Genomic DNA, 22,422 nt, shown 5'->3' with positions numbered 1-22,422 from the left:
CAAGTATGTAGATTCGTGTGGCGAGACACAAAGGCGTCGGCGACAGCGGGCGCGGGGCTCGCCCGGCGCGTGGCGGACCGGTCTGATGCGGCGCGTCGGCCAGGGCGACGCGCGGCTGCCGGCAGGGCCACGGGCGGGGTCAAGCGAGGACGCGCTGGTCGCGGACGGCTCGCACAATCGCCTGATTATGCCACGGGTTATTTTGAACCCGGCTGAAAAAGGGCCTGCACGCGCGCGAGATCGGCCGGCGTATCGATGCCGGCTTCGGGCGCGGATTCGGTGATCAGCACCGCGATGCGCTCGCCGTGCCACAGCGCGCGCAACTGTTCGAGCTGCTCGGCCTGTTCGATCGGCGCCTGCGCGAGCGACGGATAGGTGCGCAGGAAACGCGCGCGATACGCATAGAGGCCGATGTGCCGATAGACCGGGAAAGCCGGTCCAGGCATGGCCGCGACGTCGGGCCAGTGCGGCTGGTACGCGTCGCGGCTCCACGGAATCGGCGCGCGCGAGAAGTACAGCGCGACGCTCTGCGCGTCGAGCGCGACCTTCACGACGTTCGGATTGAACACGTCGGCCGCGTCGTGGATCGGGTGAGCGGCGGTCGCGATCGCGCACGCCGGATGCGCGGCCAGGTGCGACGCTACGTCGCGCACGAGCACGGGGTCGATCAGCGGCTCGTCGCCCTGCACGTTGACGACGACAGTGTCGTCGCGCCAGCCGAAGGCCGCCGCGACTTCCGCGAGCCGGTCAGTGCCGGACGGATGGTCGGCGCGCGTGAGCACCGCTTCGAAGCCGTGATCGCGCGCCGCGTCGAGCACGCTCTGCGCGTCGGACGCGACGAGCACCTGTTGCGCGCCCGCTTCGCGCGCGCGCTCGGCGACACGCACGACCATCGGCTTGCCGCCGAGATCGGCGAGCGGCTTGTTCGGGAGCCGCGTCGACGCGAGCCGGGCGGGAATGACGGCGATGAAGGGTTGCGGGTGAGTCATCGGGGAGCGCTGGGAAGGACGGGGCGGGCGACGCCGGAAGCCGGTCGCCCGGCGGAGTGCGGCGACCCGGCCGGGGCCGGGCCGTCACGGTGTCGAATCGGGGCACCGGGCACCGGGCGCCGGGCGAGCGGCGCGGCGGTTCAGCGGCCGGCCGGATCGACCGGCGTGCCTTCGACGGTCTGGCGCGCTTCGTCGACCAGCATCACGGGGATGCCGTCGCGGATCGGGTACGCGAGCTTGTCCGCGTTGCAGATCAGCTCCTGCGCGGCACGGTCGTAGTGGAGCGGGCCTTTGCAGATAGGGCACACAATGATTTCAAGCAGGCGAGCGTCCACGGAGTTTCTCCACAACGAGGGCAATGAGGCGAGGGTCGAGCGCGGCTTCGACGGGGACCACCCACAGTCGGGCGTCGCGCCAGGAAGCGCCCAATTTTACTGCATCCTTCTCGGTGATCAGGATCGCATCGACGGCATCGTCGACGAATGGATTGTCGGCGAACGCGTAATGGTCAGGCAGCGCGCGGGTGGCCGGCGCGAGACCGGCCGCGCGCAGCGTCGCGAAGAAGCGTTCCGGCGCGCCGATGCCGGCCGCGGCGAGCACGCGTTCGTTCGCGAATTGCGACAGCGGGCGGCGCAGCGCGGGCTGGTCGAGGTGCCAAGCGGCGCCCGGCGTCAGCGCGAGCGCGTAGGTGTCGGGCCACGGCGGCAGCGCGCCGCTGTACGGATCGTTGACGAGCGTCGCGTCGCGGTGCCGCGACAGCGGCTCGCGCAGCGGGCCGGCCGGCAGCAGGAAGCCGTTGCCGCCGAGCCGGTGGTCGAATACGACCAGCTCGACGGTGCGCGCGAGGCGGTAGTGCTGCAGGCCGTCGTCGCTGACGATCACGTCGACGTCCGGATGCGCGGCGCGCAGCGCCTGCGCGGCCGCGACGCGGTCGGGGCACACCCACACGGGCGCGCCGGTGCGGCGCGCGATCAGCAGCGGTTCGTCGCCGGCCGCACCTGCGCGCGACGCCGGCGTGACGGCGGTCGGCGCCTTCACGTTCGCGCCGTAGCCGCGCGACACGACGCCGGGCGTGAAGCCGGCCGCGCGCAGCGCGTCGACGAGCGCGATCACGGTCGGTGTCTTGCCGGTGCCGCCGACGGTCACGTTGCCGACCACGACCACCGGCACGCCGACGTCCACCGGCTGCTTCCAGCCCTGCGCGTAAGCAGTGCGCCGCAGCGCCGCGCACAGGCCGAACACGCAGGCGAACGGCGTGAGCGCCCACGCGAGCGCGCCGCGCCGCTGCCATTCGCGTGTCAGGCGCGCTTCGAGTCGCGCGAGCGGGCCGCCGGGCGCGCTCATCGGGCCGGGCGCGGCGCGTCGTGCGCCGCGGCGAGGGACGGATTCGTCAAGGCGGATTCTCCGTTGGGCGGCGCATGCCGCAGGGTCCGTGGAAGGCGGCACTCTAGCGCGCCGCACGCCGGCGCGGCAAGCGCGACCGGCCGCCGCAGCGCGTGGGGCCGGATCGCGACGCCCTGTGGATAACTCTGTGAAGAACTCCCCGGTCGATTGCCTCAAACGCCCGTCCGGCGGGCCTCGAATCGGATGAGAATCATTCTGAAAGGTTTAAAAAATTAGAAAAATCAAGGTGTTACCGAGAATCGTCTGGTTTTTTTAGCGGTTTCCGAGCGTTTTACGCGGACGAATGCCAGAGTGTGGACACCTTCCGTGCGCGGCGGCGAATACGGCGGCGCTGGACGCCGCGCGCGTGTCGGACTATCGTGACGCCGCCAGCATTCATCCGACCGCCCATGCTTTCCGATTCCCCTTTTTCCGCCCCCGGCGCCACGCGCGGCGGCGACGAAGTGATTCCCGTTTCGGCGCTCAATCGTGCGATTTCGACGATGCTCGAGCGCTCGTTTCCGCTGCTGTGGATTTCCGGCGAAGTGTCGAATTTCACACGCGCCGCGAGCGGCCACTGGTATTTCTCGATCAAGGACCAGCAGGCGCAGATGCGCTGCGTGATGTTCCGCGGCCGCGCCCAGTACGCGGAATTCACGCCGCGCGAAGGCGACCGCATCGAGGTGCGCGCGGTCGTCACGATGTACGAGCCGCGCGGCGAAGTGCAGCTCAACGTCGAAGCCGTGCGGCGCACCGGGCAGGGGCGCCTGTACGAGGCATTCCTGCGGCTGAAGGCGCAGCTCGAGGCCGAGGGCCTGTTCGCTCCCGAGCGCAAGCGGCCGTTGCCGGCGCACCCGCGCGCGATCGGCATCGTCACGTCGCTGCAGGCCGCCGCGCTGCGCGACGTGCTGACCACGCTCGCCCGGCGCGCGCCGCATATCCCGGTGATCGTCTATCCGGCCCCCGTGCAGGGCGCCGGCTCCGCCGAAAAGCTCGTCGCGGCCGTGGCGACCGCGAATGCGCGGCGCGAGGTCGACGTGCTGCTGGTCTGTCGCGGCGGCGGCTCGATCGAAGATCTGTGGTCGTTCAACGACGAAGCGCTGGCGCGCGCGATCGCGGCGAGCGAGCTGCCGGTCGTCAGCGGCGTCGGGCACGAAACCGATTTCACGATCGCCGATTTCGCGGCCGACCTGCGCGCGCCGACGCCGACCGGCGCGGCCGAACTCGCGAGCCCGCAGCGCGCGCTGCTGCTGCGCGAGGTCGACGAACGCCAGCGCGCGCTCGCACGCGGCATGGCGCGCCGGCTCGAACAGCGCGCGCAGCAGCTCGACTGGCTCGCGCGCCGGCTCGTGAGTCCGGCCGAGCGGCTGCAGCGGCAACGCACGCACGTCCAGCAGCTCGCAGCGCGGCTGGCGTCGGCGGCGTCGCGGCCGGTGCGCGATGCCCGTGCGCGTTTCGCGCTCGCGCAGTTGCGCTGGCAGCGCGCGCGGCCCGATGCGTCGCAGGCGCGCCACGCGCTCGCGGGGCTGTCGCAGCGTCTGGCCAGCGCGTTGCAGCGCCGTCACGAACGCGACACGGCGCGTGTGTCAGCCTGTGCCGCGCGGCTCGAGGTGCTGAGCCCGCAGCGCACGCTCGAGCGCGGCTATGCGGCGCTGATCGATGCGCAGACGGGCCGCGCGGTGCGCGCGCCGAACGCGCTGAAGCCGCAGCGGCGCCTGACCGTGCATCTCGCCGAAGGCTCGGCCGACGTGTCGCTCGCCGACGTGCAGCCGCGGCTGACCGATACGATCTGACGCAAGAAGCGACGCGCGCGACACGCGAGGATCGTCGCAACGCATGCGGCGCGGCCGGGCACGAATGCTGCGCATCGTCCGGTTCGTCCTGCCGGACGTCGCGCCAGCAGCGCTTTTTCGCATACCGCGGATAAATGGCCCGTGAGTTTGCGGGGTTATTCGTCCTCGCCTACAATCGGACGCTCGGCAGCATCCAACACAGCCTCCCTACATACTCAACGAAGGAATCGCCATGGCTCATACGCTCCCGCCGCTCCCGTACGCTGAAGACGCACTCGCGCCGACCATCTCGCTCGAGACGATCCAGTACCACTACGGCAAGCACCATCAGGCATATGTGACGAACCTGAACAATCTGATCCCGGGCACGGAATTCGAAAACCTGCCGCTGGAAGAGATCGTGAAGAAGTCGTCGGGCGGCATCTTCAACAACGCCGCGCAAGTCTGGAACCACACGTTCTTCTGGAACAGCCTGTCGCCGAACGGCGGCGGCGCACCGACGGGCGCGCTGGGCGACGCGATCAATGCGAAGTGGGGTTCGTACGACGCATTCAAGGAAGCGTTCACGAAGGCCGCGGTCGGCACGTTCGGTTCGGGCTGGGCATGGCTCGTGAAGAAGGCCGACGGTTCGCTCGACATCGTGTCGACGAGCAACGCAGCCACGCCGCTGACGACCGCCGACAAGGCACTGCTGACGATCGACGTGTGGGAACACGCGTACTACATCGACTACCGCAACGCGCGTCCGAAGTTCGTCGAAGCGTACTGGAACATCGTGAACTGGGACTTCGCAGCGAAGAACTTCGCGTAAGTCCGGCGCCTGCGCGCCGCTACGGCGCGCGGCATCGAAAAAAGCCCTCGTTTCGAGGGCTTTTTGTTTTTGCGCGGCCCGAACGTGCCGCGCCCGCCGGATCAGCCGGCGATGCCGAGCAGCCAGCCGAGCGCCGCGCTCGCGATCACGACGGCCCATGGCGGCACGCGCCAGAACACCAGCGCGACGAAGGCGACCAGCGCGGCGGCCAGGTCGCGCGGCGCGACGATCGTGTCGGTCCAGACCGGATGATAGAGCGCGGCGAGCAGCAGCCCAACGACGGCCGCGTTCACGCCGGCGAGCGCGGCCTGCATGTGCGCGCTGCGGCGCAGGCGTTCCCAGAACGGCGCGGTGCCGGCGATGAGCAGGAACGACGGCGCGAAGATCGACACGAGTGCGATCGTGCCGCCGAGCCAGCCGTTCGGCGCATCGCGCAGCGACGCACCGAGGAATGCCGAGAACGTGAACAGCGGCCCCGGCACGGCCTGCGCGACGCCATATCCGGCGAGAAACGCCGAATCGCCGACCCAGCCGGGCGCGACCACGGCCGCCTGCAGCAGCGGCAGCACCACGTGGCCGCCGCCGAACACGAGCGCACCCGTGCGGAAGAACGCATCGACGACGGCGAGCGTATCGGAGCGCAGCGCGCGGGCCGCGAACGGCAGCGCGACGAGCAGCGCTGCGAACAGCAGAAGCCACAGCACGCCCGCGCGGGACGACACGTGCAGCGGCAACGGTTCGTGCGCGTCGCGCGCCGGTTGCGGCAGCAGCACGAGACCGGCGGCACCAGCCACGACGATCACCGCGACCTGCGTCCAGGCGGCCGGCGCGAGCAGCGCGACGCAGGCGGCCGCGGCCATCAGCGTGACGCGCCGCGCATCCGGGCACAGCGTGCGCGCCATGCCCCATACGGCTTGCGCGATCACCGCGACCGACACGATGCGCAGCCCGTGCAGCGCGCCGGCTTCGATCGGCGCGCCCGTCGCGTGAACGCCGAGCGCGAACAGCATCATCAGCAGCGCCGACGGCAGCGTGAAACCGAGCCACGCGGCGAACATGCCGGCATAGCCGGCACGCGCGAGACCGATCGCCATCCCGACCTGGCTGCTCGCCGGCCCCGGCAGGAACTGGCACAGCCCGACCAGATCGGCATAGGTGCGCTCGGTGAGCCAGCCGCGCCGCGTGACGAATTCCGCGCGAAAGTAGCCGAGATGCGCGACCGGCCCGCCGAACGACGTGAGCCCGAGCCGCAGGAACGCGATGAAGACGGGCCACGGATGACGGGCGGGGGCGGGGAGGGTCGACGTGTTCAAGGCGGTGCGCGCGGCTGGCGGAACGAGTCGCCACGATAGCGCAACTCGGCGGCTGCGGGGCAGCGCGCAGCGTCGACAAAGGCCTGCCGAGGCCGTTGCGCGGCGTTCAGGACGCGCCGTCGCCGAGCCCGCTCGCGCGGCGCAATGCGTCGATGTCCACGAGCTCGATCTCGCCGACGTGCAGCCGCACCACGCCGTCGGCCTGCAACGCCTTCAGCAACTGGTTGGTGGTCTGCCGCGTCAGCGACAGCATCGACGCGAGCGTTTCCTGCGACAGCCGGATATGCGTGCGCCCGGCGCTGATGCCGCCGTAGCCTTCGGCGATCATCAGCAGCCGCGCGGCGAGCCGCTGCGCGGCCGGCATCACGCTCATCGACTCGACGGTCAGGAAGCTCAGGCGCAGCTTTTGCGCCATCAGCAGCGCGAACTGCCGCCAGTATTGCGGCGTCGTATCGAGGATCGCGAGCAGCGCGGCCTGGGGCACGTGCAGCAGCAGCGCGTCGTCGAGCGCGATGGCGTCGTGCGTGCGCGGCTGGCCGTCGAACAACGCGATCTCGCCGAACCACGTGACGGGCTCGGCCACCGTCAGCAGCGCTTCCTTGCCCTGCGGATCGACCGCCCCTATCGTGAGTGAACCGGCCAGTACCGCGTACAGCCCGCACGGCGGGTCGCCGCGCCGGAACAGCGCGTGGCCGGACGGCAAGCGGCGCAGCGTCGCGCGGGCGATCAGGTCGGCGCGCAGCGCGGGCGGCAGCCCGGCGAACCACGGGTTCGCTTCGATCTGCGGCAGGTACGGGGCGAGCGAAGAAGGCATGGGCACGCGATGTCGGGTAGCTGACAGAGGTTCTCGGGCGTGACGCGCATCATAGCGCTCAATAACCGATCAGGAGACGCCATGAAGACCCTCGAAGATCATCTTTCCCAGTATGCGGCCTACCATCGCGACGCGCGCAACATCGCGACGCATCTGGTCGGCATCCCGATGATCGTGTTCGCGGTCGAGGTGCTGCTGTCGCGGCCGGCGCTCGGGATGCTGGCCGGCATCGCGCTGTCGCCGGCGCTGCTGCTCGCCGTCGTGTCCGCGCTGTTCTACTTGCGTCTCGACCTGCGGTTCGGGATCGTGATGACCGGGCTGCTCGCCCTCGGCCTGTGGGCCGCGCAGTCGCTGGCGCCGCTGCGGACCGCGCAATGGCTTGCAATCGGCATCGGCGCGTTCGTCGTCGGCTGGATCGTGCAGTTCGTCGGGCACTGGTTCGAAGGCCGCAAGCCCGCGTTCGTCGACGATCTGGTCGGCCTGATCGTCGGGCCGCTGTTCGTCGTCGCCGAGGTCGCGTTCTTCGCGGGGCTGCGCGGCGACGTACGCCGCGAAGTCGAGCGGCGCGCGGGCCCGGTGCATGGCGGCGCGCATTCGCATGTCTGATGCGTCGGCCGGGCCGGTCTGCGTATTCGGCGCGGGCGCGATCGGGTGCTACCTCGGCGGCCGCCTCGCGGCAGCCGGCGCGCACGTCACGCTCGTCGGCCGCGCGCGGATCGGCGACGCGATTCATCTGCACGGACTCACGCTGACCGACCGGCGCGGCTATCGCGGGGCGCTCGCGCCGGCCGATGTCCGATTCGCCACCGATCCGGCCGCGGCGGCCGCCGCGCGGCTCGTGCTCGTCGCGGTGAAGTCGGCCGCCACGCGCGAGGCCGCCGCGCAACTGGCCGGCGTGCTGCGGCCGGGCACGATCATGATCAGCTTCCAGAACGGCCTGCACAACGCCGACGTGCTGCGCGACGCACTCCCGCAAGCGACCGTGTTGGCCGGCATGGTGCCGTTCAACGTGATCGAGCGCGGGCCCGGCGCGTTTCACCAGGGCTCGGCGGGGAGGCTGGCGGTCGACGCGTCGCCTGCGCTGCAGCCGTTCACCGGCCTGTTCGCGCGGGCCGGCCTGCCGCTCGTGCTGCATCGCGACATGCGCACCGTGCAGTGGGCGAAGCTGCTGCTCAACCTGAACAATGCGGTCAATGCGCTCGCGAACCTGCCGTTGCGCGACGAGCTCGCCCAACGCACGTACCGGCGCTGCGTCGCATTGGCCCAGCGCGAGGCGCTGCACTGGCTGGCGCGGGCCGCGATCCGGCCTGCGCGCTTGACGCCGCTGCCGGCCGCATGGATTCCGGCGATGCTCGATCTGCCCGATGCGGCTTTCCGCGTGCTCGGCGGCCGGATGCTCGAGATCGATCCGTTGGCGCGCTCGTCGATGTCCGACGATCTCGCGGCGCATCGTGCGACCGAAGTCGAATGGATCAACGGCGAAATCGTGCGGCTGGCCGGGCGCTTCGGCGCGCCGGCGCCGGTCAATGCGCGGCTGTGCGCGCTCGTCCACGACGCGGAAAGCGCGGCGTCACGTCCGGCGTGGCGCGGCGATGCGCTGTGGGCCGACCTGGCCGCGCAGGCGCCGCGTGCGGGCCACGTGCCGGCCGCGTAGGCCGGCGTCGCGGCGCTTGCCGGCGGCGCGGGCCGGGCGCAACGACTAAGATGCGGAGTGCGTCATCCGACGCCCTTGCGGAGCAATCGCCATGGTGGATCGCCCGACTCTCGATGCCTACGACGCCCATGCCGCGCAATACGCGCAGGACTGGCTCGACCAGGCTGCGCCCGACGACATGTACGCGCTGCTCGAACAACATTTCTCGCCGGGGCTGACCGCCGACGTCGGCTGCGGCGCGGGGCGCGACACGGCCTGGCTCGCGTCGCGCGGCTTCGACGTGCGCGGCTACGACGCGAGCGCCGCGCTGCTCGATGAGGCGCGGCGGCGCCATCGCGATCTGACGTTCGAACTGGCCGCGCTGCCGGCGCTGGCCGGCGTACCGTCCGGCGCGTTTCGCAACGTGCTGTGCGAAACGGTCGTCATGCATCTCGAACAGGCGGATGCAGCGGCGGCTGCCGCGCGGCTGGCCGATCTGCTGATGCCGGGCGGCACGTTGTACCTGAGCTGGCGGGTGGCCGGAAGCGGCATGTTGCGCGACGAGCGCGGCCGCCTCTATACGCCGCTCGATTCGGCGCGGATGCATGCGGCGCTGGGCGCGGGCGTGCACGTGATCGACGAACACGAGGTCGTCAGCGCGTCGTCCGGCAAGCGCGTGCACCGGCTGATCGTGCGCAAGGCGGGCCGCGACGGGTGAGCGCGCCGCGCCGGCGAACTCACTCGCGGCTGAGTGCCGCTTCCCAGTTGATGTCGACGCAGAGCACCTGCATGCCCGTCGCGGCCGGTGCGGCGATCGACGCGGTCACGCACAGGTGCGCCTCGTTGATCGACAGGTAGGGCGGCGTCAGATGCACGCCGCCGGGCGCGCGCATCGCGTCGATGAAGTACGGGCGGCGTTCCCAGCTCGCGCCTTCGGAATGCAGCAGCGGGCGGAAGCGCTTCGCACGTTGCGACACGCTGCCGCGCGCGAGCACGTTGTCGCCGATCTGGCGGCCCGACGCGTCGAGCAGGAAGCAGCGCGCGGTCTCGGGCAGCCCGAGCACGGCGGCGGCCGCATCGGTGAGCGATTCGCCCGCGCCGAGCCTGCGGCTCGCGTCCTCGAGCGCGGCCACGTACGGCGCGAGCCGTTCGGCCTGCGTGCGTTCGCGCTGCGCGACGCGCAGCCGCAGCGCGGCCGACAGCGTATCCATGCAGCCCGCGGCGGCCTGCGGCTGCACCGGATCGACGCTCGGCCCCGCGAAGTACTGGCCCTGTACGAAATCGACGTCGCATTCGAGCGCGATCAGCGCGTCGCGTTCGGTCGCGAGCCCGCCCATCAGCACGAGCTGGCCGGATTCGTGCAGCAGCGACACGAGCCCTGGCAGCACGCGTTCGAGATGCGAGTGCTCGCTCGCCTGCGCGAGGATGCCGCGGTCGAGCGTGACGATGTCGGGATGCAGATGCCACACGCGATCGATGTTCGAATGCTTCGCGCCGAACCCGACGAGCGCGATCAGGAAGCCGGCCTTGCGCAGCCCGTCGATGATCGCCGCATAGCGCGGCGTCTCGCCGCCGGCCTGTTCGGGCACCTCGAGCACCACGCGGTGCGGCGGCAGCCCGAGCGCCTTCAGGTTCGCGAGCAGCGCGTCGCCGTAGATGGTGTCCATCAGCGCGGCCGGATGCAGGCTCAGGAAGAGCCATTCGTCGTGGCTGTCGAACGCGTGGAAGTTACCGAGATGCAACGATTCGGCGAGCCGGCCGAGCTCGAGCAGGTCGCCGCGCCGCGCCGCCTGCGTGAACACCTCGTGCGACGCCACCTGGCGGTTTTCCTCGTCGTGCGCGCGCAGCGACGCGTGATAGCCGATCGCGCGCCGGTGCGACACCGAGAACACGGGCTGGAACACGCTGAACACGGTGTAGCCGCCGTACAGCACGGTGCGTCGGTTCCCGTCGTCGCCGGCGACCGGGCGGGGCGGCTGAAAGCCGGGGGGATCGATTTCGATCATGCTCATGATGTCGGCCGAAGGAAGACTCCCAGTTTACCTACAGAATACGCGAGCAAGAAGTATGCACGGCAGGCGCCGTGTGCGGCCGCCCGCCGCCGCCGACATGCGCACGCGTGCCGGGCCGCGTTGCACCGCGATGGTGCGTTCCGGCCCGATTCGGCGCGCGCCGCGCGTCACGCGCGCTCGGACGGGTCGGTCTTGCGCGCGGTGCTGCGGATCTCGGGCGCGAGCTGCGCGAAGATCCACGCGGACGCGGCCGTGATGATCCCGACGCAGATGAAGGTCGCATGGAACGCCGGCAGCGTGTTGCTCGGCGTCACCGTGCGCAGCATGCCGGTGAACGTTGCGAGCAGCGCGCCGGCGACCGTGACGCCGAGGCTCATCGACAGCATCTGCACGAGCGAGAACAGGCTGTTGCCGCTGCTCGCGCCGCCGGTGCCGAGATCCTTCAGCGTCAACGTGTTCATCGCGGTGAACTGCATCGAGTTGAAGCCGCCGAACAGCGCGAGATGCACGACCTTCACCCACACCGGCACCGTGTCGCGCATCAGCGCGAAGCTCGCCATCATCACGCCGACCATGATCGTGTTCGCGAGCAGCACCTTGCGGTAGCCGTGCTGCGTGATCAGCCGCGTGATGATCCGCTTCGAGAACATGCCGGCCGCCGCGACGGGCAGCATCATCAGCCCGGCCTCGAACGCCGAGTAGCCGAGGCTCACCTGCAGCAGCAGCGGAATCAGGTACGGCATCGCGCCGCTGCCGATCCGCGCGAACAGGTTGCCGAGCAGCCCGACGCTGAACGTGTGGATCTTGAACAACTCCAGCGAGAAGATCGGCTGCGGCGCGCGCACCGCGTACAGTCCGTACGCGACGAAGCACGCGAGGCTCAGGATCAGCAGCACCAGCACGGCCGCGTGCTGCATGCCGAGATCGGCGAGCCCGTCGAGCGACAGCGAGATCGCGACCATGCCGATCGTCAGCAGCAGATAGCCCTTCAGGTCGAAGCGGCCGGCGGCCGGGTTGCGCGAGTCGGGCATCGAATAGAAGGTCGCGATGCAGCCCGCGACGCCGACCGGCACGTTGATCAGGAAGATCCAGTGCCACGACGCGATCTTCACGAGCCAGCCGCCGAGCGTCGGCCCGATCAGCGGGCCGATCAGGCCCGGAATCGCGACGAACGACAGCGCGGGCAGGTAGCGTTCGGCCGGAAAGGTGCGCAGCACCGCGAGCCGCCCGACCGGCAGCAGCATCGCGCCGCCGACCCCCTGCACCACGCGGAACGCGACGAGTTGCGTCAGCGTATGCGCGTTCGCGCACAGCAGCGAGCCGAGCGAGAACACCAGGATCGCGCTGAAGAACACGCGCCGCGTGCCGAACGTATCGGCGAGCCACCCCGACACGGGAATCATCACCGCCATTGTCAGCGAGTATGCGATCACGACCGATTGCATTCGCAGCGGCGATTCGCCGAGGCTCGCGGCCATCGACGGCAGCGCCGTGTTGACGATCGTCGCGTCGAGCGTCTGCATGAAGAAGCCCGTCGCAACGAGCCAGAGCATCACGGTGAGGTTCTTTTCGCCAGGAGCGGCGGCGGGCGGGCGTTGGAACATGACGGCGGGGGCGGTGGCGCGGGACAGCCGACATTGTAGGGAAAGCCGCCGCGCCGTGCAGGTTCGGCGCGGTATGTCGTGTGGCCGCCGACCGGACCGGCCCGCGGGAAGCCTCTGTCCCCGTCGGCCGGCCAGTACAGTTCAGCCGAAAGTGTCTGCGGCCGTATCTGTCCGTGTGCCGTCACTGTCCGAAATACTGGCGTCATCGAACCCGTGCGACCAGGAGGCTGCCATGCGCGAACTGCGACTTTACGTGATGGACGGCGACGAGCCGGCCGGACGGTGGCGGATCGTCGATCGCACGCTGCTCGAAGTGGCCGAGGGCGACGTGTGGGTGACCGTCGAGGGCCGGCCCGACGATCACTGGCTGGGCGCGGGCGCATCGTTGACCTTGCTGCCCGGCATGCGCGCGTGGGTCAGCGCGGGGCCGCGCGGCGCGACGTTCGCATTCGGCCCGCTCGCGGCACCGGCCGTGCGCACAGCGTCTGCATGGTGGCGTCCGTTCGCCGTGTGGCGCGACGGCCGGCGTCACGCGGCCGCGTCGCTGCCGACGTAGCGGGCGCGCGGCCGGATCAGCTTCCCGTCCGCGTACTGTTCGAGCGCATGCGCGATCCAGCCGGCCGTGCGGCCGGCCGCGAACAGCGTGAATGCCGCGCCGTCGGGCAGCGCGAGCGTGCGCTCCAGCACCGCGAGCGCGAAATCGATCGTCGGCCGCAGGCCCGTCGCCGCTTCGACGCGTGCGGCGAGCGCGTGCGCGACGCGCAGCACCGGCCGCTCGGGCGCCGCCGCGTGCAGCGCATCGAGCAACGCCCGCGCGCGCGGGTCGCCGTCGGGGTACAGCGGGTGTGCGAAGCCTGACAGGGCGGTGCGGCCGCCGTCCGCGCGTTCGTCGTGCGCCAGCCGCAGCGCGAGGTAGCGATCGAGATCGGCGGCGCGGGCCGCTTCGTCGAGCAGCGTGCTGGCGCGGAACGTCTCACCGCCGTGGCGCGGCCCCGACAGCGCCGCGAGCCCGCCCGAGATCGCGCCGAACAGATGGGTGCCGGTCGACGCGATGCAGCGTACCGCGAAGGTCGACGGATTCAGTTCGTGATCGGCGCACAGCACGAGCGCGCGCCGCAGCAGGTCGGCTTCATTGCGCCGCCGCACGCGCCACGCGGCCGCGAGCTGTTGGTGCACGGGCGCGTCGCCCGGCGCGATGCCGGCGAGCGCGGCCGTCGCGACGCGCAGCAGCAGCGCCGCGGAATCGAGCTGTGCGTCGCGCCCCTGCGCCCACAGGCGCGGCAGCGACGCGGCGGTGGCCGGCAGCAGCACCAGCGTGCGTTCGAGCGGCGCGAGGTGCGCCCAGCGACGCGCCCAGTCGTCCCACTGCGCCGCGTCGAAACCGGTCGACGCGAGCGACGCGGCGGCCAGCCGCGCGGGCGGACAGTCCCACAGCCGCGCGGCCGTTTCTTCGAGTGTCGCCGCGTCGGCCAGCGCGATCGCATCGGCGCCGCGGTAGCGCAGGCGACCGTCGGCGATCTGCGTGATCCGCGATTCCAGGACCGGCACGCCCCAGTCGAGCGAACGTTCGGCGACGCCGCCCGCGCGCTTCGCATCGGCCCGGCGGCGCGCGAGCAGGCGCACTTCGTTGGCGTCGTAGCGGCGGCGCTTGGTCGCGCCGTCGGGCAGCGAGCGCAGCAGGCCGCGGCTCACGTACGCATAAAGGGTGCTCACGCTGACGCCGAGCATGCCGGCGGCTTCCTGCGCACTGAGGGACGTCATGCCGGTTGCTCCTGTCGCCGCGCATGAAGCGCGGGCGCGCTACAACTATTCGTTATGTGTTGATTCGTGCAATCAAGATTGATCGCGCCTGTCGCGAATTCTAGACTCGTTCCCGTCTCCTCAACGGCGTCTCCTTCACCATGACACCCGATTCCGCCTTGGCGCATCTTTGGCAACTCGCACGCGGCGAACGCGACGCGCTGGCCCGCACGACCGTGACCGGGCAGGACCCGACGCTGCCGTCGACGTTTCATGTCGGCACGCTCGCCGCCGCGACGATTGCCGCAGCCGGGCTCGCGGCAGCCGAGTGCCATCGACTGCGGACGGGCGTGGCGCAATCGGTCGACGTGTCGGTGCGCGACGCGCTCGTGGCGTTCCGCAGCGAACGCTACCTGCGCGTGGACGACGGCCCGCCGCCGGAGTTGCGTCATCCGGTGACCGGCTTCTTCGAGACGGGCGACGGACGCTGGATTCAACTGCACGCGAATTTCCCGCATCACCTGCACGGTATTCTCGACGTGCTCGGCTGCGGCCCGCAGCCCGCCGACGTCGCCGCGGCGATCCGTACCTGGGACGGCGCGGCACTCGATACCGCGCTGGCCGACGCCGGCCTGTGCGCGGCATTGATCAGAACACCTGAAGAATGGGCCGCGCACGAGCAGGCGCGCGCGATCGCGTCGCTGCCGCTGTTCGAGATCGAGCGGATCGGCGACGCGCCGGCCGAGCCGATCGGCCGCGGCGACGCCAGCCAGCCGCTGGCCGGCGTGCGCGTGCTCGATCTCACGCGCATCATCGCGGGCCCGGTCGCGGGCCGCACGCTGGCCTCGCACGGCGCGCAGACGCTGCTCGTCAACGGTCCGCACCTGCCGAACATCGCGCCGCTCGTGATCGACAACGGGCGCGGCAAGCGTTCGACGTGGATCGATCTGCGCGACGCGGCAGGCGTCGATACGCTGCACGCCCTGGCGCGCGAGGCGGACGTGTTTCTGCAGTCGTACCGCCCCGGCGCGCTCGCCGCGCGCGGTTTCACGCCGCAGGCGCTGGCGGCGCGGCGGCCCGGCATCGTCTACGTGTCGGTGTCGGCGTACGGGCATGCAGGGCCGTGGGCGCAGCGGCGCGGGTTCGACAGCCTCGTGCAGTCGGCGAGCGGCATCGCATGGCACGAGCAGCAGGCCGCGCAGGCGAGCGGGCCGCGCCATCTGCCGTGCCAGGCGCTCGATCATGCAACGGGGTATCTCGCGGCGTTCGGCGCGATGATCGCGCTCGCCCGGCGGGCACGCGAAGGGGGAAGCTGGCACGTGCGGATGTCGCTCGCGCAGACGGGGCGGTGGCTGCAGTCGTTCGGCGCGGTGCCGGACGGGCTGCAGGCGCCCGATCTCGCGCTGGCCGACGTGCGCGACCGGATCGACCGCATCGCGTCGCCGTTCGGCGCGCTCGACACCGTGCGGCCGGCCGAGCGGTTGTCGGCGACGCCGCCGTCGTTCGCGCGGCCACCCGTGCCGCTTGGCACCGACGACGCGCGCTGGCTGTGAGGGCCGGCGGCGCGGCTCGCGTTACTTGCGTAGTTCGACGACGAAATCGTAGTAGTCGTTGCGGCAGTAGGTATCGGTCAGTTCGATCGCGCGCTGGTCGGACGTATAGCCGATCCGCGTGATCAGCAGCAGGGCGTCGTGCGGGGCGATGCCCATCTGCTCGGCGATCTCGTCGGTCGCGTTCACCGCGCGGAAATGCTGCAGCGCGCGCACGATCGGCGTGCCGCGCGCTTCGAGATAGCTGTACAGCGAACCGGCGATCGCCTGCGGATCGGGAATCAGCGTCGCGGGGAACGTCGAGTTCTCGACGGCCATCACGATGCCGTCGGCGAGACGCAGGCGTTTCAGGCGCGTAACCGATGCGGCCGGCGACAGGCCGAGCTGGATCACTTCGTCGCGGTTGGCGGGCTGGATTTCGCGCGCGAGCCACTGCGAGCTCGGCTTGAAACCGCGGCGCTCCAGCATCTCGCTGAAGCTCGACAGCCGCGACAGCGGATCTTCGTAGCGCGGCTGGATGAAGTTGCCCGCGCCTTGCGTACGGCGGATCAGGCCTTGCTCGACGAGCAGCGCGATCGCCTTGCGCGCGGTGATGCGCGACACGCCGAGCGCTTCGGACAACACACGCTCGGAAGGCAGCGCTTCGCCGGCCGTCCAGCGGTTGTCGTGGATCGCATCGCCGAGCTTGCGGGCGAGCTGCAGGTAGAGCGGCGTATCGTTGTCGGGGTCGGGGCGCAGGTCCTGCCAGCGGTCGTCCGTGGGTGCCTTCATACAATGGGTATCGATCAGGTTGCGGCCATTCTAAGTCATCATGCCGCGCCGTTATAGCCGGTTTTTGCCGTGTAATAGGCCGGGGGCGCACCGATTGACTACACTGATGCGTCGTATCCGATGCTCCGGCCGCGGTGGGCGGCCACGAATCCGCAACGAGGACACGCATGACAGACACGATCGCCACGGTTGTCTTGCCGAACGGCGAGACGATTCCGAAGCTGGGCCTGGGCACCTGGGAAATGGGCGAGCGGCCGGCGCGGCGCGCGGACGAGATCGCCGCGCTGCGCGAAGGCATCGAACTCGGGATGACGCTGGTCGATACCGCGGAGATGTACGGCGACGGTGCGACCGAGGAACTCGTCGGCGACGCGCTCGCCGGCTTGCGCGACGACGTGTTCCTCGTCAGCAAGGTCTATCCGCACCATGCGAGCCGGCGTGGCGTCGTCGCCGCATGCGACGCGAGCCTCAAGCGCCTGCGTACCGATCGCCTCGATCTATACCTGCTGCACTGGCGCGGGTCGGTGCCGCTCGCGGAAACGGTCGAGGGCTTCGACGCGTTGCAGCGCGCGGGCAAGATCCGCCACTGGGGCGTGAGCAACTTCGATACGGCCGACATGGCCGAACTCGTCGACGAGGCGGGCGGCGGTGCGTGCGCAACCAACCAGATTCTCTACAACATCGCGCGACGCGGTCCGGAATTCGACCTGCTGCCGTGGCTGGCCGACCATCGGATTCCGGCGATGGCGTACAGCCCGGTCGATCACGGGCGGCTGCCGAAACGCTCGCCGCTCGACGAGATCGCGCGGCTGCGCGACGTGTCGGTGATGCGCGTCGCGCTGGCGTGGGTGCTCGCGCAGCCGGGCGTATTCGCGATTCCGAAGGCGTCGCGGATCGAACACGTGCGTGACAACCGCGCCGCGCTCGATGTCGTGTTCAGCGATGACGAGCGCGCGCAGCTTGACGCATATTTCCGTCCGCCGCGCAGCAAGCGCGCGCTCGAGATGCTCTGACCGACTTCGGCCGGGCAACGCGTCGGGTCAGTGGTTGCCGCCGGACGATCCGCCGTTGCCGTGACCGCCGCCATTGCCGTTGCCGGTGCCATGGCCGTTGCCGACCCCGTTGGCACCGCCGTTGCCGGCGCCGCCGCTGCCATTGCCGTTACCGTTGCCGCCGCCATTGCCGTGGCCGCCGGTGCCGTTGGCGCCGCCGCTCCCGCCGCCGTTACCCGCGCCTCCGCCGCCGTTACCGTTGCCGCCGCCGGCATTGCCACTGTTGCCGCCATTGCCACGGCCGTTGCCGACGCCGTTGGCGCCGCCGTTGCCGGCTCCGCCACTGCCGTTGCCATTGCCGTTGCCACCGCCATTACCGTGGCCACCTCCGCCGTTACCATGGCCGCCGCCGCCGCCGCCGCCGCCGCCGCCACCGCCACCGCCGCCACCGCCACCGCCACCGCCACCGCCACCGCCACCGCCGTTGCCGTTGCCGTTGCCGCCGCCGCCGCCGCCGCCGTTGCCGCCGCCACCGTTGCCATGGCCGCCGCCATTGCCGTTGCCACCGCCACCGTTACCATTGCCGTGGCCACCGCCGCCGTCACCATGGCCGCCGCCATTGCCGTGACCACCGCCGTCACCGTGGCCACCGCCACCCGAAGTACCGCCACCCGAGGTGCCTCCACCTGAAGTGCCGCCACCCGAAGTACCGCCACCCGAGGTGCCTCCACCTGAAGTGCCGCCACCCGAAGTACCGCCACCCGAAGTACCGCCACCCGAAGTACCGCCACCCGAAGTACCGCCACCCGAGGTGCCTCCACCTGAAGTGCCGCCACCCGAAGTACCGCCACCCGAGGTGCTTCCACCTGAAGTACCACCACCCGAAGTACCGCCACCCGAAGTACCGCCACCCGAAGTACCGCCACCCGAAGTGCCGCCACCCGAGCTGCCGCCACCTGAGCCACCGTTGCCGGACGCATTGCCTCCACGGCCCGTGCCGCTCGTACTGCCTGAGGTACCGCCTGTCGTTCCGCCGACGCCTGCAGGTCCGACGGCGCCGTTCCCGTTGTTTCCGCCGCTACCGTTCCCGCTCCCGCCACCGGTGCCGCCGCCGTTTCCACTGCCGCCCGCACCGGCACCGCCATTACCGACGCCCCGGCCGGCATAAACGTGCACCGCGCACGCAGCCGGATTGGCGGCGCACGGCGATGCGTTCTCGACCAGCGTCATGATGGTGTCCGCGCTGGCATTTGCGTCGGACACGGAGTCAGGTGTGGTGTTCTGTGCGACGGCATACGAGCAGCAGCACGCCAAAGCGGCCGCGGCCAGCAAGGTTGCACGAGGGCGCCGTCCCGCCGTGCGGAACGGTTGTTTCGTCTTATGCATCATGGCCTCCCCATGCGCGCGATGCCTCGTTGCCGCGCGACTATTCACGTGTGGTGCAGGGGGGCTTAAAAGATTCGTTGTCCTATCGTCAGCCGATGGCCTCCGGGCCAGCGCTTGACGCTGGCCGCGAACGCGGATCGGCACGCGGGCCCGCCGTGCGCATCCCACTCTGCGAGATTCGTGCCAGCGGCCGCGCGGGGCCGTGGCGCAAGGCGGGCGCAGTCACGTGACCACGCATGCAACGTCGTCGGGGAGGGTTTTGTTTCCGGAATGAAACGTCGGGGCGTCGTTCAGCGCGCCGGCGCGTCGGCCGCGCGTTGCCAGCGGTGGAACAGGATCGACGCGATCCAGCAGACGAGGAACAGCGCGACGATGCCATAGCCGATCGAGCCGAAGCGTTCGCCGAGCGCATCGAGCGTGTCGCGCACGGGGCCCGTCAGCGACAGCTTGTCGGCCAGCAGGCCGGCCGCTTCGATCCCGCCGATCGCCAGCGCGACGGCCGCCGACACGAACGTGATGCTCGCGTTGTAGAGCAGCTTGCGCTGCGGATCGTCCATCGCCCAGCCGTATGCCTGAATCATCAGCACGTTGTCGGTCGAGTCGATCAGCGTCATGCCGGCGGTGAAAAGCGCGGGAAACAGCATGACCGTATAGATCGGCAGCCCCTGGCTCGCCTGCGCGGCGGCAATCGCGAGCAGGCCGATTTCGGTTGCAGTATCGAAACCGAGCCCGAACAGCACGCCGACCGGATACATGTGCCAGCTCTTCGACACGAACCGGAACAACGGCCGTAGCAACCGCGAGACGAGGCCGGCGGGACGATGGTCGTGCGTGCCGTCGTGCGTGTGCCCGGACGCGCCGCGATAGCGTCGCCACACGTCGCGCAGGATCATCAGGTTCACGCACGCGAGCACCAGCAGGAAGGTGGCCGATACCGCCGTGCCGATCGTGCCGCCGATGTCGCGGAATGCATCGAACCGGTCGCGCAGCGCGAACGCGGTCAGCGCGATGCCGAGCGTCGCGGCGATCACGATCGTCGAATGGCCGAGCGAGAAGAACAGGCCGACGCTCACCGGACGCTGGCCGTCCTGCATCAGCTTGCGCGTCGCGACGTCGATCGCGGCGATGTGATCCGCGTCGACCGCATGGCGCAGCCCGAGCCCGTACGCGATCGCCGCGGTGCCGAACAGCAGCGGATGATCGCGCAGCACGGCGAGCGCCCACAGCCAGACGGCGACGTTCGCGGCGATCAGGCCGGCATAGAGGGTCAGCAGGCGGCGCAGGGCAGGGGTGGGCGGCATTGGGCGGGTTCCATCTGACGAATCGCCATCCATTGTGGCACGCGAAAAAAAGCCCGGCGCGCCGATCAAAAAGCCACGAACGCGATGCGCGCCGGAAGAAAAAAGCCCGTCCGGAACGAACCGGACGGGCTTTGCGCGCATGCGCCAGCGGGCGAGCGAGCGGCGCTTATTTCACTTTCGCGTTGATCACGGCTTCCGACACGTTCGCCGGCGTTTCCGCGTAATGCTTGAACTCCATCGTGTACGTCGCACGACCTTGCGTGGCCGAGCGCAGCGACGTCGAATAGCCGAACATTTCCGCGAGCGGCACCTCGGCACGTACCAGCTTGCCGCCACCGCCCGCGATGTCCTCCATCCCCTGCACGATGCCGCGCCGGCTCGACAGGTCGCCCATCACGTTGCCCATGAAGTCCTCGGGCGTCTCGACCTCGACGGCCATCATCGGCTCGAGCAGCACCGGCTTCGCCTTGCGCATTGCTTCCTTGAACGCCATCGAGCCGGCCATCCGGAACGCGTTTTCGTTCGAGTCGACGTCGTGGTACGAACCGAACGTCAGATGCACCTTCACGTCGACGACCGGGTAGCCCGCGAGCACGCCGCTCTTCAGCGTCTCGGTGATGCCCTTGTCGACGGCCGGGATGAACTCACGCGGAATCACGCCGCCCTTGATCTCGTCGAGGAACTCGTAGCCCTTGCCGGGGTTCGGCTCCAGCGTGATCACCGCATGACCGTACTGGCCGCGCCCGCCCGACTGCTTGACGAACTTGCCCTCGACGTCGGCCGCCGTCGTGCGCACCGTTTCGCGATACGCGACCTGCGGCTTGCCGACCGTCGCCTCGACGCCGAACTCGCGCTTCATCCGGTCGACCAGAATTTCGAGGTGGAGCTCGCCCATCCCCGAAATGATGGTCTGGCCGGACTCTTCGTCGGTCTGCACGCGGAACGACGGATCTTCCTGCGCGAGACGGTTCAGCGCGAGGCCCATCTTTTCCTGGTCGGCCTTCGTCTTCGGCTCGACGGCCTGCGAGATCACCGGTTCCGGGAATTCCATCTTCTCGAGGATGATCGGCTTGGCTGGATCGCACAGCGTGTCGCCGGTGGTCGCTTCCTTCAGGCCGACGGCCGCCGCGATGTCGCCCGCGCGCACTTCCTTGATTTCCTTGCGTTCGTTCGCGTGCATCTGCAGGATCCGGCCGAGCCGCTCCTTCTTGTCCTTCGTCGCGTTGAGCACGGTATCGCCCGACTCCACGACGCCCGAATACACGCGGAAGAAGATCAGCTGGCCGACGAACGGGTCGGTCATGATCTTGAACGCGAGCGACGAGAACGGCTCGTCATCGCTCGGATGACGTTCCGCCGGCTTTTCCGGATCGGCGAAGTCGTGGCCGAGGATCGCGGGCACGTCGACCGGCGACGGCAGGTAGTCGATCACCGCGTCGAGCATCGCCTGCACGCCCTTGTTCTTGAACGCGCTGCCGCACAGCATCGGCACGATCTCGTTCGCGATCGTGCGCTGGCGCAGCGCGGCCTTGATCTCGTCCTCGGTCAGCGATTCATGGTCGTGCAGATACTTCTCGAGCAGTTCCTCGCTCGCTTCGGCGGCGGCCTCGACCATCTTCTCGCGCCATTCGTGTGCGAGTTCGACGAGGTTCGCGGGGATGTCCTCGTACGTGAACTTCACGCCCTGGCTTTCGTCGTCCCACACGATCGCCTTCATCTTCACCAGATCGACGACGCCCTGGAAATGATCTTCCGCGCCGATCGGAATCTGGATCGGCACGGCGACACCCTTCAGGCGCTCGCCGATCTGCTTCTGCACGCGGAAGAAGTCGGCGCCGATCCGGTCCATCTTGTTGACGAACGCGATGCGCGGCACCTTGTACTTGTTGGCCTGGCGCCACACGGTTTCGGATTGCGGCTGCACGCCGCCGACCGAGTCGTAGACCATGCATGCGCCGTCGAGCACGCGCATCGAGCGCTCGACTTCGATCGTGAAGTCGACGTGCCCGGGCGTGTCGATGATGTTGATCCGGTGCTCCGGATAGTTGCCGGCCATGCCCTTCCAGAAGGCCGTGGTCGCCGCCGACGTGATCGTGATGCCGCGTTCCTGCTCCTGCTCCATCCAGTCCATCGTGGCCGCGCCGTCGTGCACTTCACCGATCTTGTGGCTCACACCGGTATAAAACAGGATGCGCTCGGTCGTCGTGGTCTTGCCGGCATCGATGTGAGCGCTGATCCCGATATTTCGATAGCGCTCGATGGGGGTTTTGCGGGGCACGTGAACCTCCTGGTGGTTCGGATCGTAAGCGGGCCGGCTGATTGGGTGCCGG

General features: G+C 69.9%; 20 protein-coding genes. 8 read left to right on the top strand and 12 right to left on the bottom strand.

Features of this window, described 5'->3' with window-relative positions; genetic code table 11:
• Positions 1–197 precede the first annotated feature (197 nt).
• The 3 genes from kdsB to lpxK all read right to left on the bottom strand — a co-directional run bounded on the left by kdsB (position 198) and on the right by lpxK (position 2,333).
• Positions 198–989: a 3-deoxy-manno-octulosonate cytidylyltransferase gene (gene kdsB, locus SY91_RS15915; RefSeq protein WP_023477932.1), complete on the bottom strand. Its 792-nt coding sequence runs from the start codon at positions 987–989 to the stop codon at positions 198–200.
• A gap of 140 nt (positions 990–1,129) precedes the next feature.
• The gene (locus tag SY91_RS15910) at positions 1,130–1,324 is read right to left on the bottom strand and encodes a Trm112 family protein (RefSeq protein ID WP_006482216.1); all 195 of its coding nucleotides are present in this window, start codon (positions 1,322–1,324) and stop codon (positions 1,130–1,132) included.
• Complete coding sequence (gene lpxK, locus SY91_RS15905) at positions 1,305–2,333, bottom strand: tetraacyldisaccharide 4'-kinase (RefSeq protein ID WP_027812762.1); 1,029 nt, start codon at positions 2,331–2,333, stop codon at positions 1,305–1,307. The genes SY91_RS15910 and lpxK overlap by 20 nt, the downstream gene beginning before the upstream one ends.
• 449 nt (positions 2,334–2,782) lie before the next feature.
• Between lpxK and xseA the strand changes: the two genes are divergently transcribed.
• Both xseA and sodB read left to right on the top strand, forming a co-directional pair.
• Positions 2,783–4,165, top strand: coding sequence for an exodeoxyribonuclease VII large subunit (xseA, locus tag SY91_RS15900; protein WP_011546041.1), 1,383 nt, complete (start codon positions 2,783–2,785; stop codon positions 4,163–4,165).
• A 232-nt stretch (positions 4,166–4,397) separates the two neighbouring features.
• Entirely contained in the window at positions 4,398–4,976 is a 579-nt protein-coding gene (sodB, locus tag SY91_RS15895) for a superoxide dismutase [Fe] (RefSeq protein ID WP_011546040.1), read from the top strand.
• 101 nt (positions 4,977–5,077) lie between these two features.
• On the opposite strand, the gene chrA is transcribed toward sodB, so the two are convergent.
• Entirely contained in the window at positions 5,078–6,289 is a 1,212-nt protein-coding gene (chrA, locus tag SY91_RS15890; protein WP_023478083.1) for a chromate efflux transporter, read from the bottom strand.
• A 106-nt stretch (positions 6,290–6,395) separates the two neighbouring features.
• Complete coding sequence (locus SY91_RS15885) at positions 6,396–7,103, bottom strand: Crp/Fnr family transcriptional regulator (protein ID WP_023478084.1); 708 nt, start codon at positions 7,101–7,103, stop codon at positions 6,396–6,398.
• A gap of 81 nt (positions 7,104–7,184) precedes the next feature.
• Here SY91_RS15885 and SY91_RS15880 point away from each other — a divergent pair, with 81 nt between their 5' ends.
• From SY91_RS15880 to SY91_RS15870, 3 genes are all read left to right on the top strand, one after another.
• The gene (locus SY91_RS15880) at positions 7,185–7,709 is read left to right on the top strand and encodes a DUF962 domain-containing protein (RefSeq protein ID WP_023478085.1); all 525 of its coding nucleotides are present in this window, start codon (positions 7,185–7,187) and stop codon (positions 7,707–7,709) included.
• Positions 7,702–8,757 (top strand): 2-dehydropantoate 2-reductase, encoded by a 1,056-nt coding sequence (locus tag SY91_RS15875; protein ID WP_124477357.1) that lies wholly within the window; start codon positions 7,702–7,704, stop codon positions 8,755–8,757. The genes SY91_RS15880 and SY91_RS15875 overlap by 8 nt, the downstream gene beginning before the upstream one ends.
• Positions 8,758–8,848: 91 nt before the next feature.
• Positions 8,849–9,454 carry a class I SAM-dependent methyltransferase gene (locus SY91_RS15870; protein ID WP_124477356.1) on the top strand — a complete coding sequence of 202 codons (606 nt, stop codon included), beginning with the start codon at positions 8,849–8,851 and terminating at the stop codon, positions 9,452–9,454.
• Positions 9,455–9,473: 19 nt separating this feature from the next.
• On the opposite strand, the gene SY91_RS15865 is transcribed toward SY91_RS15870, so the two are convergent.
• Positions 9,474–10,748, bottom strand: a complete 1,275-nt coding sequence (locus SY91_RS15865) for an EAL domain-containing protein (RefSeq protein ID WP_023478121.1) — start codon at positions 10,746–10,748, stop codon at positions 9,474–9,476.
• 167 nt (positions 10,749–10,915) lie between these two features.
• Positions 10,916–12,352 (bottom strand): multidrug transporter subunit MdtD, encoded by a 1,437-nt coding sequence (gene mdtD / locus SY91_RS15860; RefSeq protein ID WP_011694373.1) that lies wholly within the window; start codon positions 12,350–12,352, stop codon positions 10,916–10,918.
• Between the two features lie 232 nt (positions 12,353–12,584).
• Between mdtD and SY91_RS15855 the strand changes: the two genes are divergently transcribed.
• Positions 12,585–12,908, top strand: a complete 324-nt coding sequence (locus SY91_RS15855; RefSeq protein ID WP_124592134.1) for a DUF2917 domain-containing protein — start codon at positions 12,585–12,587, stop codon at positions 12,906–12,908.
• Here SY91_RS15855 and SY91_RS15850 read toward each other — a convergent pair.
• Positions 12,881–14,113 carry a citrate/2-methylcitrate synthase gene (locus tag SY91_RS15850; RefSeq protein ID WP_185920983.1) on the bottom strand — a complete coding sequence of 411 codons (1,233 nt, stop codon included), beginning with the start codon at positions 14,111–14,113 and terminating at the stop codon, positions 12,881–12,883. The genes SY91_RS15855 and SY91_RS15850 overlap by 28 nt on opposite strands.
• 140 nt (positions 14,114–14,253) lie before the next feature.
• Here SY91_RS15850 and SY91_RS15845 point away from each other — a divergent pair, with 140 nt between their 5' ends.
• Complete coding sequence (locus tag SY91_RS15845) at positions 14,254–15,645, top strand: CoA transferase (RefSeq protein ID WP_124477353.1); 1,392 nt, start codon at positions 14,254–14,256, stop codon at positions 15,643–15,645.
• A gap of 21 nt (positions 15,646–15,666) precedes the next feature.
• Here SY91_RS15845 and SY91_RS15840 read toward each other — a convergent pair whose 3' ends face one another.
• The gene (locus SY91_RS15840) at positions 15,667–16,413 is read right to left on the bottom strand and encodes a GntR family transcriptional regulator (protein ID WP_011546029.1); all 747 of its coding nucleotides are present in this window, start codon (positions 16,411–16,413) and stop codon (positions 15,667–15,669) included.
• Between the two features lie 167 nt (positions 16,414–16,580).
• On the opposite strand from SY91_RS15840, the gene SY91_RS15835 reads away from it, so the two are divergent.
• Positions 16,581–17,426, top strand: coding sequence for an aldo/keto reductase (locus tag SY91_RS15835; RefSeq protein ID WP_023474811.1), 846 nt, complete (start codon positions 16,581–16,583; stop codon positions 17,424–17,426).
• A 27-nt stretch (positions 17,427–17,453) separates the two neighbouring features.
• Here the strand turns inward: SY91_RS15835 and SY91_RS35045 are convergent, their stop codons facing one another.
• The 3 genes from SY91_RS35045 to fusA form a co-directional block, all read right to left on the bottom strand.
• Positions 17,454–18,791, bottom strand: coding sequence for a hypothetical protein (locus tag SY91_RS35045; RefSeq protein ID WP_260632411.1), 1,338 nt, complete (start codon positions 18,789–18,791; stop codon positions 17,454–17,456).
• A gap of 290 nt (positions 18,792–19,081) precedes the next feature.
• Entirely contained in the window at positions 19,082–20,092 is a 1,011-nt protein-coding gene (locus SY91_RS15825) for a HoxN/HupN/NixA family nickel/cobalt transporter (RefSeq protein ID WP_043888094.1), read from the bottom strand.
• A 166-nt stretch (positions 20,093–20,258) separates the two neighbouring features.
• A complete protein-coding gene (gene fusA / locus SY91_RS15820; RefSeq protein WP_023477042.1) occupies positions 20,259–22,370 on the bottom strand; it encodes an elongation factor G in 2,112 nt (703 codons plus the stop codon).
• Positions 22,371–22,422: the final 52 nt, after the last annotated feature.

This window comes from Burkholderia cenocepacia, assembly GCF_014211915.1.
GTDB classification, from domain to species: domain Bacteria; phylum Pseudomonadota; class Gammaproteobacteria; order Burkholderiales; family Burkholderiaceae; genus Burkholderia; species Burkholderia orbicola.
This window is presented reverse-complemented; position numbering and strand designations above follow the sequence as displayed.

What these genes read in the sequence shown, in the direction of transcription:
- kdsB (WP_023477932.1), bottom strand. Translation starts at nt 989, where the DNA reads ATGACTCACCCGCAACCCTTCATCGCCGTCATTCCCGCCCGGCTCGCG.
- lpxK (WP_027812762.1), bottom strand. Translation starts at nt 2,333, where the DNA reads ATGAGCGCGCCCGGCGGCCCGCTCGCGCGACTCGAAGCGCGCCTGACA.
- xseA (WP_011546041.1), top strand. Translation starts at nt 2,783, where the DNA reads ATGCTTTCCGATTCCCCTTTTTCCGCCCCCGGCGCCACGCGCGGCGGC.
- sodB (WP_011546040.1), top strand. Translation starts at nt 4,398, where the DNA reads ATGGCTCATACGCTCCCGCCGCTCCCGTACGCTGAAGACGCACTCGCG.
- SY91_RS15885 (WP_023478084.1), bottom strand. Translation starts at nt 7,103, where the DNA reads ATGCCTTCTTCGCTCGCCCCGTACCTGCCGCAGATCGAAGCGAACCCG.
- SY91_RS15880 (WP_023478085.1), top strand. Translation starts at nt 7,185, where the DNA reads ATGAAGACCCTCGAAGATCATCTTTCCCAGTATGCGGCCTACCATCGC.
- SY91_RS15875 (WP_124477357.1), top strand. Translation starts at nt 7,702, where the DNA reads ATGTCTGATGCGTCGGCCGGGCCGGTCTGCGTATTCGGCGCGGGCGCG.
- SY91_RS15870 (WP_124477356.1), top strand. Translation starts at nt 8,849, where the DNA reads ATGGTGGATCGCCCGACTCTCGATGCCTACGACGCCCATGCCGCGCAA.
- SY91_RS15865 (WP_023478121.1), bottom strand. Translation starts at nt 10,748, where the DNA reads ATGAGCATGATCGAAATCGATCCCCCCGGCTTTCAGCCGCCCCGCCCG.
- mdtD (WP_011694373.1), bottom strand. Translation starts at nt 12,352, where the DNA reads ATGTTCCAACGCCCGCCCGCCGCCGCTCCTGGCGAAAAGAACCTCACC.
- SY91_RS15855 (WP_124592134.1), top strand. Translation starts at nt 12,585, where the DNA reads ATGCGCGAACTGCGACTTTACGTGATGGACGGCGACGAGCCGGCCGGA.
- SY91_RS15850 (WP_185920983.1), bottom strand. Translation starts at nt 14,113, where the DNA reads ATGACGTCCCTCAGTGCGCAGGAAGCCGCCGGCATGCTCGGCGTCAGC.
- SY91_RS15845 (WP_124477353.1), top strand. Translation starts at nt 14,254, where the DNA reads ATGACACCCGATTCCGCCTTGGCGCATCTTTGGCAACTCGCACGCGGC.
- SY91_RS15840 (WP_011546029.1), bottom strand. Translation starts at nt 16,413, where the DNA reads ATGAAGGCACCCACGGACGACCGCTGGCAGGACCTGCGCCCCGACCCC.
- SY91_RS15835 (WP_023474811.1), top strand. Translation starts at nt 16,581, where the DNA reads ATGACAGACACGATCGCCACGGTTGTCTTGCCGAACGGCGAGACGATT.
- SY91_RS35045 (WP_260632411.1), bottom strand. Translation starts at nt 18,791, where the DNA reads ATGCATAAGACGAAACAACCGTTCCGCACGGCGGGACGGCGCCCTCGT.
- SY91_RS15825 (WP_043888094.1), bottom strand. Translation starts at nt 20,092, where the DNA reads ATGCCGCCCACCCCTGCCCTGCGCCGCCTGCTGACCCTCTATGCCGGC.